This window comes from Rhodococcus koreensis (genome assembly GCF_017068375.1).
In the GTDB taxonomy this organism is placed as follows: domain Bacteria; phylum Actinomycetota; class Actinomycetes; order Mycobacteriales; family Mycobacteriaceae; genus Rhodococcus_F; species Rhodococcus_F koreensis.
Map to the genome: position 1 here is coordinate 8,602,099 of NZ_CP070609.1, position 14,785 is coordinate 8,616,883.

Sequence of the window (14,785 nt, forward strand, 5' to 3'; positions counted from 1 at the left end):
AGAAGGACACATCGGCGTGACGCTCAACGTGAGACGGCCGGTGCCATCTCGACGTGTTGCGGGGGGAACTGGACGCCGAGTAGATGCTGGTCCTCCTGCCCAGTTTCTCGACCCGGTCGTCAGCCCCTTCGCCAAGGAGCCCGCGTCCTCGTCCCTCTCCGTCCGGCCCCATTGTCAGCCAGTGAGGCGACTTCGACACCTTGTCCCCTTTCATCAGTGCGCCGGCTCATCAGTGCGCCGGCCTCGCGCGGTGTGCGACGCCTGCCCCAGTGGTGTTCATCCAACTGGTCATGCTGCGTGGACTGTGATGGGAGGGTCCGCGGTGCGGCCCGCCAGCGCGGGCCGCACCGGGGGACGTAGTCCAGCGATGGCGCTGCGGGCGGTGTTATTTCTTCGGGGCCGGGGGTGCGTTCAGTAGCGTGATGAACGGCTGCGCGTTGGCTGCCATGGCGCCGAGGCCGCCGATGGCGGTGCCGGCGAGGGAGGCGCCGGCGCCGACCAGTAGTGCGCCGCCGATGCATCCGGCCACTGGGCCGGCGCCGAGCAGCAGTGCGGCCGGTGCGGAGATGACGGCCCCGGCGACGGCGCCGAGGAGGCAGCCGCCGACCAGACCGGTTGCGGCGCCGAGGAAGCCGCCGACGGCTGCGGTGAGGGTGATGTTGTCCTTGACTCCGGCGGTTGCGGCGGGCAGGTCGACCTGCCGCAACGGCAGGGTGACGGGGGTGGCGGTGGCCGGGTTGGTGTCGGTGGTCAGGGTTGCGGTGCGGCCGTTGATCTGTGCGGCGACGGGGTGCGCGAAGCCGTCGATAGCGATCGCCAGTGGTACCGACTCGACGGTGGCACCCGAGGCGTCGCGGACGATCAGGTGGTTGTTCTCGTTGCTCAGTGACCCGGCCGTGGTGTTGACGATGACCTGGTCACCGGTGCGGGTGAGGTTCCACCCGACCCCGGGAGCGGAGGGGGCGGGGGTGGGTTCCGCGTGGGCGGTGCCGGCGGCGATTCCCATCGACGCGATGGTCATGGCGGCGACGGCCATCAGTGTGGACATTCTCATGCTCGTGGATTTCCTTCTCGATATTGTGTCGGGGACCGAATGGTCCCTGCTGTGCTGGATGAAGCCGGCGGATGACGGCAGCGTCGGTCGACGCGGCCGAAGAGCTGAGTCATTGTCGTGAGGGTGTTGACGCCGCACACTGGCTGTGCAGCAGCAAGGCGGGGATGGTGCTCTGCTGAAATCGATTCCGCGGGTGGGATCGGCGACCCGTACGTTTCCGTACGTTTCCGTACGTTTCGTAGGTTGTTGTTCAGGCGGCAGGGGTGAGGGTGCCGGCCGGTGAGGGTGTCGATGCAGTCGGTCGCCGCAGGTACATCGTCCAGGTGATCACCGCACAGATGATGTAGAACGCGGCGAACACCCAGAATGCTGTCGTGGCCGACTTGTGTACCCCGAGGTAGGACGCGCGCAGGACGAGGTTGATGCCGACTCCGCCGAGTGCGCCGACGGCGCCGGCGATTCCGATCAGTGCCCCGGACATGGTGCGTGACCACGCGGCGGCGGAGTGCGGATCGAGGGGGTGCAGCGCCTCGGCTTTCGCCGCGAAGATGGCCGGGATCATTTTGTAGACAGACCCGTTGCCGATGCCGGAGATGACGAACAGCAGGATGAATCCGAGGACGTAGGCGGTCATGATGGTCGTGTTCGCGGCCCCGGGGGTGGCGTCGTCGACGGTGCCGGCGACGACGAGGATACCGGCGGCTGCCACCATCGCCACGAAGCTGTAGAGGGTGATCTTGCCGCCACCGATCTTGTCGGCGAGGCGTCCACCGAGTGGGCGGGACAGTGACCCGAGGAGCGGTCCGATGAAGGCGATCTGGGCGGCGTGCAGGGCGGCGGTGGCCTGCATGGCGGGGGTCGCCGGAGCGCCGTTGGTCAGTCCGGCGAGGAAGTTGAGTTGCAGGATCTGGCCGAAGGCGAAGCTGAATCCGATGAAGGATCCGAAGGTGCCGATGTAGAGGAACGAGATGATCCAGGAGTCGCGGAAGGCGAGCACCTCGAGCAACGATCGTGCGCCGGTCTTCTGGTCGGTGAGGTTGTCCATGTGCAGGGCCGCGATGACGGCGGCGATGCCGATGAGCACCAGGTACACCGCGCAGACGATCTGTGGGCTGCGGTTGCCCCAGGTGGCGATGACGAGCAGGCCGATCAACTGGATGGCCGGGACGCCGATGTTCCCGCCGCCCGCGTTCAACCCCAGGGCCCAGCCTTTGAGTCGTTGCGGGTAGAACGCGTTGATGTTGGTCATCGAGGACGCGAAGTTCCCGCCGCCGAGTCCGGCGAACGCGGCGACGATCATGAACGTGGTGTAGGAGGTCTCGGGCCGCGAGATGAAGTACAAGGTCAAGGTCATCGGCACCGCCAGGGCCAGTGCACTGATGATGGTCCAGTTGCGGCCACCGAACGTGGCCGTGGCGAAGGTGTAGGGCAGGCGGAGAACCGCGCCGACCAGGGTGGGTACGGCGACGAGGAAGAACTTTCCGGCGGCGTCGATGTGGTAGACCGCGGCGGGCATGAACAGCACCATCACCGACCACACCGACCACACCGAAAACCCGATGTGCTCGGCCAGGATGGAGCCGGCGAGGTTGCGGCGGGCGATGTTCTTTCCGCCCGCCTCCCACGCGGCCACGTCCTCGGGGTCCCAGTTGTCGATCCGATGCCGGACCGATACGGGGGAATGGGATGAGTTCGAAGGTCGCTGAGATAGTGTTGTCACGGCTTAGCTCCTGAGGTTGAAGATTCGCAGAACCATAGGGGCGGAATGTGTCCGCTCGATGGCGTGTGGTGTCGGTGCGCTTACACTTCGCTCACCCGGGCACATGCACCGAAGACAGCACCCCGAAACGACACCGTGACCATCGGGCAACACGCTCTACACATGCATATGCCCTGGTCGGGGTCATGTTCTCCGACGGAGGCGATGCGGTCTTCCGTCGCAGCGCGGGCGGTGTCGATCGTCGCGATCCTCTTGTGGGTGTCGGCGGGGGCGGGTGTGGTGATCATGGGGGCAGTGCGGGACCGGAGGCGATATGCCCGAACGCTTCAGGATTGCCCGGAGTGGGGCGAGGTCGACCAGGCATGCCCCACTGAGGGTGAGCGTTATAGCAAGGTAGGGCAGGACGTCGCCGATCATGCCTGGTCAGGGCCTGCGCCACGGATCGGCAGCGCTCTACGGTCCCACGGTCAGTCCGACCTTCTCGGCCGTGCCCAACAGTATGTGCGCCGGCGTGCGACACCGGTTCCGGTGGCCGACAATTGGACGTGGACTAACGCATCGGACAGACATCGAAGTTAGCTGTGATGTCAAGCTGTGGAGGATGATTCGTCACATACCGCGGCCACGCAACTCGCCGCGACGTGGCGGGTGCGGTGTGAGGCAGTCGTGCAGGCTCCAAGCGAGCGGTTGGCCACCTGTCGGCCGGAGTGCGCCGTCGTGGTCAACGCCCCGGACTCTCAGATGAATGTCGTTGGCGTCGTGCGGGTTGCGGAACGGATCGGCGGAGATGTAGGACCGACAGCCTTGCGGGCGGGACGGCGTTGCCGGTGCCGGGCCCGCGTTGGGTCTGGACTGACCGCGAGTGAGACGCCGGTGTCACAGGTTCCCGAGTCGGAGCAGTGCGGCACGCAGGCTGGGGGAGACGATTTGGTGGTCGGTTCCCGGCCGTGGGTTGGGGTGTCCGAGGTCGGCGAGAATGTTCTCGGTGTCCCGCACCGGAATGATCCAGGTCGATTCGGGTGCACAGGAGAGGGGCGACCGCGCGGCGGGTATGGGGAATGGCGATGGCCTCGGAGTCCACGACCGCGGGCGGGAAGATTTACGCGTTGTCGTCAGTCACCTGGATGATCGCCTCACGCCGCTGCAAGCGGCCACCGGGTTGGTCGGAGCCGCAGTCATTCCATTTGGTATGTCGCAGCAGCCACGCGGGGGGAGGGGTGCACGCCGGTGTGGAGGCCACTCCTGGTCCGCCGCTGGTCATCGCGTACGCCCTCGCACGTTGGCGCCGGGTTGTTAGACGGTGGTGTGCCACAGGCGCATCCGGGTGACCGCGGAGGGGAGGAAATCGGGTTCGACGCGAACGCGGCCGCTGACCCCCGCGTCGGTTGGCGCGGACCCCAGCGCGAAGTCCGGTCTGCGGTTGCCGTGGCTGCGTTCGGTGGCGGTCCGGCCGCGCTCCAGACGGAGCTTCCTGACACAGCACCCTTCACGGCAGCCGCACCGTGGGCAACCTGCGGGTGACGAATTGTCGGAAGTAGTCGATCTTCGGTGTGGTCACCAGCACCGGGAGCAGCAGCTCCCACGCCATCGCGGTACGCGTCGGCAGGGTGGCGGGGTTGTCGGTGGCCGTCGCCAGCAGGCGTGCCCCGGCGAAGAGTTCCACCAGGAGCTGCCCGACAGCGTCCGGATCGGTGTCCTCGCGCAGGTCACCCTCGTCGATTGCTCGGCGGGCCAGGAGTTGGTAGGTGGATATCCAGGTCGCGAAGGTGTCCGTCTCCGGACTGCGGTAGTCGCCCATTTCGGTGATGAGGCGGAACGTTGCGCCCATCACCGCGTCGTGGAGGGCGGCGTCGACCGTGACGAAGGAGATGCCGATCATGGCCTCGAATGCCGGCGTGGGGGAGGCGAGATACGGGGTGCACACGGCAGTGAACCGCCTCGTGCCCTCCTCGACGACGGCGCGGGCGAGTTCTTCCTTGGAGGCGTAGTGAAAGTACAGGGCCCCCTTGGTGACCCGGGCCTGGGTGAGGACCTCGCTCAGCTTCGTCTCTGCATAGCCGCGGCGGGTGAACACCTCGGCCGCGGCATCCAGCAACGCGCGACGAGTGACCTCCGCCCGCTTCTGGGTGGCCATTCACCTGCCCTTCGAGTAACGAGATCATCTGGCCGGACGGCTGTCGTGAACCGTCTTGAATGGGTTGAACGACGCCCTGAACAATGCATACCCGATGTGAAGGTTCGTCGCATGATGTTCGGTGCGGCCCGTGTGAGGCTTTGCGGGTCTCGCAGAAGATGCCGTGCCGCCCGATTCCGGTCTTCGTCGACACTGGCCTCACGGGGTCGTCCCCAGGGGTAAGTCCGGACGGGCGACGACGATCAGGGCGGTGACCAGCGGCCGCACCCCGATACTCGAACACACTTTCCGGTTTCATGTCGGGGTCCGTTGGGCCCGACTCGGTCCGGCTCATCAGGCCGTAGGAATCCGCTCAGCGGGCGGGGGCAGGCGCCCTCGGTCAGCTGGACCGGTGCGTTCTCGACTGAGGAGTAAACCAGTCAGTTGCGGGTATCCGATGGGCGTGCTGCCGCGTGACCTCGGAACGTCAAACCCCGCGACGGCCAGACCCTCCGGCCGCCGGACCCCTTCGGTCGGAGGGTTCACATCTGGCGCTGATTCTCATGCCGATGGAGGCCGTGGGTCCGGATCGGATTCGACTCTCCGCGAACGATGGCTCCTGTAGTACCGGATTGCGGTGCCGGGGTCTGATTTCTGGCGAGAGGACGGCCGGTTGATCTCCGTGGCGCATCGACGGACCACTCGCATGGAAGGGGCGGGTGGGTTGCCGAGTTCGAGTGTTTCGCGGCGGAGGTGGACCGTTTCCGGGCCGGCGAGGTGGACGCGTCCACCGTCGATGAGGTCTTGCACCACTATCACCTCGCGGCGAGGGAGCTGTGGACGGTCTGCTGGTCCGGTTCCGGCCCAGGTCGAGTTCACCGCGCGTTCGTTGGAGAGGCGTGTCGCCGACGGCGAGGGGATCGACTGGTGGGAACGCGCCGCACCTCGCTGCCGGGAGTAGTTCCTGTCTGTCCGCTCGGCGCGAGTGTCGGTGCGATCCGGGGACGGTGAACGTCTGTCGCCGTAGTGTGGTCAGCGCCGCTCGCTCCCAGACTCGGGCGGTCTCGACCCCGCCGGCCGGTACACAGTGCGACTCGCGATTGGCCGACGGGGCAGGGACCGGCAACACGTCGGTCTGTGGGAGGGGTTCGTGGTGACGATGAGCGCCCGCTGACTGGTGGCGATCACGTGGGCATGCAGGTTCGGCGACGACAGCACCAGGAGACCGGCGTCCACGTAGTGCGCGAGTGCAGTCGGCAATGTCGCGTGTGCGCGCACCGCGGCGCGGGAGGCATTGTCGAGGACGTCGCCGGCACGCAGGGACCGCAGCTCGGGTGCGTCCTGGCCGAGGCGGCCGGACCCATCCTGGGAGAGAGCGGCGTGTGGTGCGTAGGCACATCGCTCTCCCGTTCGACGCCGGCACTCCTGCGGGAGAGCCGCAGGGCCCGGCGCCATCACACGCGGTGGCCGGGCCGGACGCGGGTGCTCGAAGAGGCCGTGGCACACACCGGCCCCTCACCACCGGGGGCCGGTGCGGCGCGCGGCGGGTGGTTGTCGCTACCGCGACGCGGAGACCAGCATGGGCTCGCGCAGGTCGAAGTAGTCGACCTCGCCCATCAGCCGGCCTTCCTCCTCGAACAGCGAACGCAGATCGTCGGGGACGGTGACCTTCTCGTGTGCGCGGGCCTCGGGCTCGGTGGTGAAGTACACCGCCTCGACGTATCCGCCGTCGCCGGCGGCGGCGAACGTGCCGCCGAGGATTTCCGGCCGCACCCCGGGTAGCTTGTCGCCGGCCTGGGCCATCAGCTCAGACAGCCGGTGCGCGTCGGTGGTGCGGCCCTCCATGATCTGCACGAACCCGGCATCGTCGGAGCCGCCGCCGAGCCACTCCATCGCGTCCGGGCAGTCCATGAAGGTGACCGGGCCGTCGAAGCACCGCTCGGTCTCGGCCCACCAGGTGCCCTGCTCGGGACGTTCGCTGTTGCGGCGGGCCGCCTCCTCGGAGTCGAACCGAACCAGGGCGATGTACGTGCCGTCATCGCGGGTGCCGGAGGTGGAGCCGAGGTAGCCGGTGGCCCCCGGTTGCAGTTCCTCGTTCCACCGATCCATGCATTCGCGCAGCCGCGGCTGATCGGCAACCTTTCCCTGGATGACTTGGATGAACATCAGTAACCTCCTCCCGCGGGGACAATAGGTCCCCTCGGTGAGTGCAACGGTGGCCGACCCGTCGCGGTCCACCGCCGGCGGGCGTCGACGGCCCGCGGCCGCAGCCACTGCGTACCCAATTTTTCTCCGCCGCACCGCGTGGGACAAGGGCACGCACCGGCAGCTCGCCCGACCCGGTGGAGGTCGAACGGGCCGTACACCTTCCGCGGCGGGAACGGGCGCGTGCAGAGCGAGTGGTGATCGGACGGCGGGTCATTCGTCCGCCGTGCGGCCTTCTGATCGACGTCTCCGACGTGCGGTCGGTGTTCAGGTTTCGGGTGATCGCGCACCGGCACCGCCTGGTTACTCGGATGCCTCGATCGTCGATCGCATCACCGTCAACGCGCACATCCTCGAAACCGGCACCGCCTGGTTACTCGGATGCCTCGATCGTCGATCGCATCACCGTCAACGCGCACATCCTCGAAACCGGCACCGAATCCTATCAACTGCGCACCAGTAAGACCCACCACCGAAAACGCGCCTGACCCCACCAGTGGGGCCGAATTTCATGCCGATCAACGGGGCCAGACCACTTGACGAAACTCACCCGCATGCAGGTGTGCCCGTCTACGGGTGCCAGCTCCGCAGAGCGGGACACGGGACCGTGTTGCCCGCCGGCGCACGGCGGCTCGGGACGGTGAATCTCACGAGTGTGGGCCGCCGAGGTGGCGGGGCAGATCGAAGGCGAGCACCCGGTCGAGGTGGACAAAAATCTCGAATTTGGCGCCCGGGGCGATCGCGGCGTCGGACTCGACGTGTCGCATCAGGTCGAGGACCGCCGGCACGTCGAGGTTTCGGTCGAAGGCACGATACGCGGCCTCGAGGATGTCTGCGGGCATCGGGACGGAGATGTGCGTGCTCCAGTCGACGACGCGCTGCCGCCATCGATGCAACAGTCGCGCGCCGTCGGCGATCCGTTCCATGGTCAGCGGCGCTTGCTGCCGGTACGGCGTCGAGAGCAGCACACAACGCAGCGTTAACGGGTCATGACCGGCGTGGATCAGATCGTCGAGCGGCTCGGGCCCGGTCGCGGCACCGACAGTCAGCGCCGACTCGGCAGTGTCGTCCTCGGCGACGGTCACCATGAGCCCGACCGGGGCACCGACTCCGGCTGCGGCGGCGTCGACTGACTCGAAGACGCCCGCCGGTGGGCGGATCATCCACGCGTCGAAATCGCCTGGCGCCACGGGTGAACCGGGGCCGGGGGCGAGCAGGGTGAGTGCGACCTGTGAGCGGTGCACATCCTCGAGCACCCGTCGGGTCAGGTCGGCCACCAGGAGTGTGCGGACCGCCCCGGCTGTCGAGGAGCGGTCCGAGACGGGCACGCGTACACACAGGTGCACGACGCTGCCCGGCCTACCGAGTGTGGCGGTGGGTGGGGCGTTGGCTCCCGAGAGGATCAGCATCTTCTCAGTCTCGTCCCTGGCCGACTCGCCCGGGACAGCCCCGCCCGCATTCGGGACGGGCGCCGGTGCCAGACCGTCCCGTGGCCAATCGTCGTCGCTCAGCCCGTGAGACCCCCACGGCCCGTGTTGCGCTCGCCGACGGTGAGCGCCGGACCGGCCGGTGCGAGCGGGACGGCATCGCGGGAGATCGCGTCCAGGGCGCCCACCCGGAGAATGGGACGCTCGATGCGACGGAAGTGCGGGAGGCGCGGGATCGGGCGGAGGGAAGTGCCGATTCCGCCGCGCCGGTCGTGCGGAGCTCGGTGCACCGGCCATCTGGTCGGGCTCGTGTGCGCTGCGGGATTTCCGCCGCGGATGCGACATGTCCGGCCGTTGTGGCGGCTGGGCCCTCAGGCATCGAAGCTGGCGCCGTGCGCGGCGTCGTTCACCTGGGCATCCGCGTACCCGCCGCAGTAGTCCCAGGTGGCGTACGCCTCGGGGGTCGGGGCATAGGCCGGCTCGTGCGGGCGGACGGGGCCGCCGGCCAGAAGCTGGAGGAGGTCGGCGCGGAGCATGTCCCAATCCTGGTAGTGATCGTGCTGGCAGTCCTCGCAGTATTCGACGAGACCGCGGATCCCCCGATGTGCCAGCAGCGCCTCGTATACGGCGAGGTCGGCCAGATCTTCCTCCGCCGCGAGCCGCCCCTGGGAATCGAGTGGCTGGCCCGGCTCAATGGCGTCGAGGGCTGCTGCCGGGTCGGCGGGGTCACCGGCGAACGGGTCCAGCGGGAGGCCGGGAGGCAGTCGATCGTGCACGGCACCACAGTACGTGTTGAGATGCGGCGAAGATTGACCGGAGATGGATCGGTGATCTGGCCCGCCGATCAGGTCGTGTGCTCGGTGTCCGACGTACTCGATGCTGGCCACCATCGAACTCGCCGCCTGGCACCGGGCTCCTGCCCACCCAGCGCGAGAATGAGATCGCGAACGCACTGCGCAAGCACAGCGATGCGAGGGTGTGCCAGATCGCGTTCCGCATCGACCCAACGCACCGGGACCTCACACGGCGCGAGTTATCGACGGTGACCGCCGTGAGCACCGGGGCCACCTGACAGGCGCACTTAGCCTCGGTGACGCCACCTGCTCGGGTCCGCGCTTCTGAACTGCTAGTTCAGCGCACTGTTGCCGGGAGAACGCCCCGCGAATCTATTCGGCAGGGATTCGCTGCGTTCGGCCGTGGGCGATGGAGGCAACTCTCGCCGAGTTGTCGAGCGCGGTTGTCGGCCTCGCGCGCGGCCGGTGGATACGGCGGAGTCAATTGGCCCTGCGGTGCGCAGCATGGTCACGGCCGGTTGTTCGCGGCCGGTGTTTTCGCCGGGATGGTTCCGCGGCGGATGTCGCCGGGGGCGGGCCGGGCCGTCGGATACGTGATGTGTTCGGCCGAGTCCAGCAGCCAGGGCACGCTGGTGACCATCACTCCCGGGGTATACAGCAACCGGCCCTTGAGCCGCAGGGCGCTCTGGTTGTGCAGCAGGTGTTCCCACCAGTGCCCGACGACGTATTCGGGGATGTAGATGGTGATCACCTCGCGGGGGTTGTCCCGGCGGATGTTCTTGACATAGTTGATGATCGGCCGGGTCACCTCCCGGTACGGGGACGCGAGCACCTTCAGCGGCACCGGCATACTCTGCTTGTCCCACTCCCTCTGTAGGCGGGGGGTGTCGTCGCTCTGCACGGTGACGGCCTCGAGGATCGAGGGCTGGGTGGCGCGGGCATAGGCGAGGGCGCGGGCGGCTGGTTTGTGCAGCTGGGAGATCAGCACGATGGCGTGCACCCGGGAGGGTAGGTCGAAGCTGTCCTCGTCGAGGACCAGGGCGGCGGCGACCCGGTCGTAGTGCCGGCGGATGGCCTTCATCATCACGAACAGGATCGGCATCGCGATGACCACCAGGTAGGCGCCCTGGGTGAACTTGGTGGCGGTCACGATGATCAGCACCAGCCCGGTGAGGGCGCAGCCGATCCCGTTGACGGTGCGCCGCAACCGGATGCGGTGCCGTTCGGCCCGGTCGGGTTCGGCGCGCAGGAGACGGTTCCAGTGCCGCACCATCCCGGCCTGGCTGAGGGTGAAGGAGGTGAACACCCCGAGGATGTAGAGCTGGATCAGGTGGGTGACCGAGGCGTCGAAGATGACGATCAGGAGGCCGGCGGCCAGGGCCAACAGCACGATGCCGTTGCTGAACGCCAGCCGGTCGCCGCGGGTGTTGAGCTGACGCGGCAGGTAGCGGTCGCGGGCCAGGATCGAGGCGAGCAGCGGGAACCCGTTGTAGGCGGTGTTCGCCGCGAGGATCAGGATCAGCACGGTGGCGGCCTGGATGTAGAAGAACCCGACATTGGTGGTCCCCCCGAACACCGCGGCCGCGATCTGCGCGATCACGGTGCGCTGCGGATCCGTCTGGCAGTTGCCGGTGAACCCCACCAGGTCGCAGGTGTGTTCCGCGATGCGAACCTTGCTGATGATGGCCAGTGCGGTGATGCCGGCGAACATCACGATCGCGGTGGCCCCCATCGCCACCAGGGTCTTGGCGGCATTGACGCTCTTGGGTTTGCGGAAGGCGGGGACCCCGTTGGAGATGGCCTCCACGCCGGTCAGCGCGGTACAGCCGGAGGAGAACGCGCGCAGCGCGAAGAACACCAAGGCCAGCCCGGTGATCCCGGAGTGTTCCGGGGTGATCGAGTAGGCGGCGCTCTCGGCGACCGGCGCATCCCCGAGGAGCACCCGGATCAGGCCGGTGACGATCAGGACCAGGACACCGGCAATGAACCCGTAGGTGGGGACCGCGAAGGTTTTGCCGGATTCGCGGACCCCGCGCAGGTTCATCGCGGTCAACAGGACCACGAAGCCGACCGCGATCGCCACCCGGTACGCGTTGAGGGACGGAAAGGCGGAGATGAGGTTGTCCACCCCGGCGGCCACCGACACCGCGACGGTCATCACGTAGTCGACGAGCAGGGCGGCGGCGACCGTCAACCCGGCGGATGGCCCCAGGTTGCGGTTCGCAACCTCGTAGGATCCGCCGCCGCTCGGGTAGGCGAACACCACCTGCCGGTAGGAGAGCACCACCACCACCGCCAGCAGCACCACCACCGCCGCACCCAGGTACGGGGTCAGATACAGGTACGCCAGCCCGCCCAACGAGAGGACCAGCAGAATTTCCTGGGTGGCGTAGGCCACCGACGAGAGGGGTCGGAGGCGAAGATCGGCAGCGCCAGCCGCTTGGACAGCAACTGGTCACCGAGATGCTCACTGCGCAGCGCACGCCCCAGAATCAGACGCCGCGCCGCATGGACGGCTTTGGACACCGCCGAAGCCTAGACGCGGTTCGGCACTGCACTCGGCTCTCGGGGCGTAAGGATTTCGCTAAGAAACCAGCCGGCTGCGGAGGCGCTCTGCTACGACGGAACGATGGCATGCCGGAGATCTGCACAACGGACACGAGCCGACCAATCGGGCCGAGGCCGTCCATCAACGCGCCGACCTCGCCGTCATCTGGCTCCATCCGGACCCGCACCGTTCCGGTCACCTGATCAGTCAAAGCCAGTGCCGCCATTGCGAACCCGACCAACAGGCATTCGACATCGCCTGCACCATGTGGCGACGGTCTCATTCGCACCGATGCACTCGCTGAACTCCCGCAGCCGGAGGTGCTTACCCGAGCCGGTTCAACGGTGGCCCAATGCCGCAAATGGGTCCACCACTCCGACCCTGCTCTGCCCCGCAGATTGGAAGAACATCTTGCGTCGCCGGCTTCGTGAAGGCCCGACCTCACTGAAACGAATAAGCAGCATTCGAACAATGGATCTCCACCAGCAAAATTTGGATTCGTGCACCGGGTGCTGCCACGCAACGAAATCTTGCCGCGCAACGACCGACAACGCGTTGTGCGCCCGCACCGCGTCGGCAATCGACCTCGGCCCCGCCTCCGATCGCACGATGGGGTTGCGTCGCAGCGTGTGGACGGACGTTGGATATGCAACCGGGTGGCGCCGACATCGGCTTCTCCGGTATACCTCACAAACAGGGTATTCGGTTTTGTTATCTGAAACGAGTCGTAACCGATACCCGACGCCGATAGAAGAAACATTCCCGAGGTGGCGGATCCGTCTCGACGGCTCCGCTGCGTGGGAACGGAAGGAACCACAGTGCTGTCCGTAGGACCCTCATCGCTGCCGCCCACCGAGGGGACCGCCCCCGGTGCCGGGGTCTGGCGGGAGGACGCCGCGTGCCGCGGCATCGAATCGTCGGTGTTCTTCTCTCCGGACGGGGAACGCGGTCAGGCCCGGGCCCGACGCGAAGAACGGGCCCGGCGGATCTGCGAGGACTGCCCCGTGCTCAGCCGGTGCCGCGACCACGCCCTGGCCACGGGCGAACCCTACGGAATCTGGGGCGGCATGACCGAGACCGACCGCAGACGGCACGCCCGCCGGCTACGCCGCGGCGAGTACCGGCCTCTCACGCCGCGGCACGCGCGACCGGAGTCCGGCGGAACCGGGGACGCGGCTCCTGGTAACTAGCACTAGCGGCCTTCTGGTAGCTACTCGGGATGAGCGCGGAAGCCCCGGCGGCCGGCGGAGTGCACGATGATGATGCGTATGCGGATGAAGTTTCACGAGCAGCTCGACGGCCTGACCGACCGGTTGGCGTCGATGTGCCATCTGGCCGGGGAGGCCATCGAGGTGGCCACCGACTCCCTCGTGCGGGCCGACCTTCCGCAGGCGGAGCGGGTGTTCGACCTCACCGAGCAGATCGAGCAGTTACACGGTCCGTGCGAGGAGCAGGCGCTGGCGCTGCTGGCGTTGCAGGCCCCGGTGGCCCGGGACCTGCGCCAGGTCGTCACCGGGGTGCATCTGGTGTCGGATCTGAGCCGGATGGGCGGGCTGGCGCAACACGTCGCCGAGAGCGTGCGCCGCCGGCACCCCGACCACGTCGCCTCCGGGGAGGCGGAGGAATTGCTCGCCCGGATGGGGCGGGTGGCGGGCGAGTTGGCCCGAGGCGCCGAACAGGTCCTCCGCACGCATGATCCCGAGCTGGCCGCGGAGCTCGGCAGGCGCGACGACGAGCTCGACGACCTGCACCGGCGACTGCTCACCCTGATCCAGGACCTGGCCTGGACCGGCAGCATCACCGCCGCGGTCGATGTCACCCTGCTCGGGCGCTTCTATGAACGGTTCGGCGACCACACCGTCGTGGTCGGGCGCCGGGTGATCTTCCTCGTCACCGGCGAACAGCTGAGCTCATAGACGGGCACACTCGGGAGGCGCGGTGGTGGAGTCCGCGGGCGGGGCGCCCCGCGGCGGACACCCGAGATGTCCGACCCGCCCGCCCGCCGCAACCTCGTCGGCAGCACCGGTGACGAGTCGATCCGCGGCATTGCGGTGGGCCGCGGGGCGCGCGTAGATTGAGATTCGCGGATCGAGAGAGTCATCGGTAACGGTGAAAAACTCGAGAAGCAGAGATCCGGCCGAGAATGCGAAAGCCTTCCCGGCCGAACCCCTGTCTGGGGCATGTCCCGTGACTTCCCGGTGTTCAGTACTCGGGGACGTTCGCCACCCGTCCGCCTCGGTCGCCGCGGCACGCAACGCAACGTACAAAGATGATTGCGATGGTATTTCTGCCGAAAGCCAAGTACCCCTAGGGCTGGTCATGTCTGACCCATGAGGTGGGATGTGGTGACCGCCTGCATGGCCGTCGATTATGCACCGACCCGCCCTGAGCACCGAGAAGAGAGAGCGACTCAATGCTCAGCCCAATTCTCACCCCGCGGCCCCTTTCCGGCGTGTGCGGTTCCACCCCTAACACCCAGGTGAGGACGCCATATATGTGTTGCATGGAGAGGCGAGCACCGAATACGGAACTCCGCTGCGCTATCTGGAGCAGTTGTCTGCGTCGGGTGTTGCTGGAGTGGCTGCCGGTTCCGGTGCTCGCCGCCACGACGGCGGGCTCGTCGTGCAGGCGAATTCGGCGCTCGAGCGCATGTCGGGCTGCTCCGCCAGCGGGCTCGAGGGTCGGTCGATCGCGGAGTTGTTCGCCCCGGAGTCGGTGGTGAGTGGCCTGGACGCGGTAACTCGTCTGCATGAGTTCGCCGGCACGGTTGTCGAGTTGCGCCATCGGGAGGGTTTCGTGGTGTGGGCCGCGTTGAGTCGGTCGGTGCGGATTCCGACGATGTTGGTGAGTATCGTCCGCTGACGGGATCGGTGAATATCCACAGGTCGGCTCGCACAGGATCCGACAAATTGGGTGAGAACCAG

At 67.5% G+C, this 14,785-nt stretch carries 10 protein-coding genes and 2 pseudogenes; 3 read left to right on the forward strand and 9 right to left on the reverse strand.

Going from position 1 to position 14,785, the window contains the following annotated elements:
• Window positions 1–385: 385 nt before the first annotated feature.
• The 9 genes and pseudogenes from JWS14_RS39180 to JWS14_RS39215 form a co-directional block, all read right to left on the reverse strand.
• The gene (locus JWS14_RS39180; protein WP_206015593.1) at window positions 386–1,054 is read right to left on the reverse strand and encodes a DUF8020 domain-containing protein; all 669 of its coding nucleotides are present in this window, start codon (window positions 1,052–1,054) and stop codon (window positions 386–388) included.
• A gap of 250 nt (window positions 1,055–1,304) precedes the next feature.
• Window positions 1,305–2,774, reverse strand: a complete 1,470-nt coding sequence (locus JWS14_RS39185) for a nitrate/nitrite transporter (RefSeq protein WP_206015594.1) — start codon at window positions 2,772–2,774, stop codon at window positions 1,305–1,307.
• 1,486 nt (window positions 2,775–4,260) lie between these two features.
• A complete protein-coding gene (locus JWS14_RS39190; protein ID WP_206015595.1) occupies window positions 4,261–4,908 on the reverse strand; it encodes a ScbR family autoregulator-binding transcription factor in 648 nt (215 codons plus the stop codon).
• Between the two features lie 1,107 nt (window positions 4,909–6,015).
• Window positions 6,016–6,342, reverse strand: a pseudogene (locus JWS14_RS50445) (hypothetical protein); the annotation flags it as partial.
• A gap of 102 nt (window positions 6,343–6,444) precedes the next feature.
• Window positions 6,445–7,053, reverse strand: a complete 609-nt coding sequence (locus JWS14_RS39195) for a hypothetical protein (RefSeq protein WP_206015596.1) — start codon at window positions 7,051–7,053, stop codon at window positions 6,445–6,447.
• A gap of 686 nt (window positions 7,054–7,739) precedes the next feature.
• On the reverse strand, window positions 7,740–8,501 hold the full coding sequence (locus JWS14_RS39200; RefSeq protein ID WP_206015597.1) for a cysteine--tRNA ligase: 762 nt from the start codon (window positions 8,499–8,501) through the stop codon (window positions 7,740–7,742).
• A gap of 98 nt (window positions 8,502–8,599) precedes the next feature.
• On the reverse strand, window positions 8,600–8,809 hold the full coding sequence (locus JWS14_RS39205; protein ID WP_206015598.1) for a hypothetical protein: 210 nt from the start codon (window positions 8,807–8,809) through the stop codon (window positions 8,600–8,602).
• A gap of 81 nt (window positions 8,810–8,890) precedes the next feature.
• On the reverse strand, window positions 8,891–9,295 hold the full coding sequence (locus tag JWS14_RS39210; RefSeq protein ID WP_206015599.1) for a DUF5319 family protein: 405 nt from the start codon (window positions 9,293–9,295) through the stop codon (window positions 8,891–8,893).
• Window positions 9,296–9,821: 526 nt separating this feature from the next.
• Window positions 9,822–11,839, reverse strand: a pseudogene (locus JWS14_RS39215) (APC family permease).
• A gap of 843 nt (window positions 11,840–12,682) precedes the next feature.
• Here JWS14_RS39215 and JWS14_RS39220 point away from each other — a divergent pair.
• From JWS14_RS39220 to JWS14_RS39230, 3 genes are all read left to right on the forward strand, one after another.
• Window positions 12,683–13,051 carry a WhiB family transcriptional regulator gene (locus tag JWS14_RS39220; protein ID WP_387494004.1) on the forward strand — a complete coding sequence of 123 codons (369 nt, stop codon included), beginning with the start codon at window positions 12,683–12,685 and terminating at the stop codon, window positions 13,049–13,051.
• A gap of 78 nt (window positions 13,052–13,129) precedes the next feature.
• On the forward strand, window positions 13,130–13,777 hold the full coding sequence (gene phoU, locus JWS14_RS39225; protein ID WP_206016279.1) for a phosphate signaling complex protein PhoU: 648 nt from the start codon (window positions 13,130–13,132) through the stop codon (window positions 13,775–13,777).
• A gap of 580 nt (window positions 13,778–14,357) precedes the next feature.
• The gene (locus tag JWS14_RS39230; RefSeq protein ID WP_206015600.1) at window positions 14,358–14,723 is read left to right on the forward strand and encodes a PAS domain-containing protein; all 366 of its coding nucleotides are present in this window, start codon (window positions 14,358–14,360) and stop codon (window positions 14,721–14,723) included.
• Window positions 14,724–14,785 lie beyond the last annotated feature (62 nt).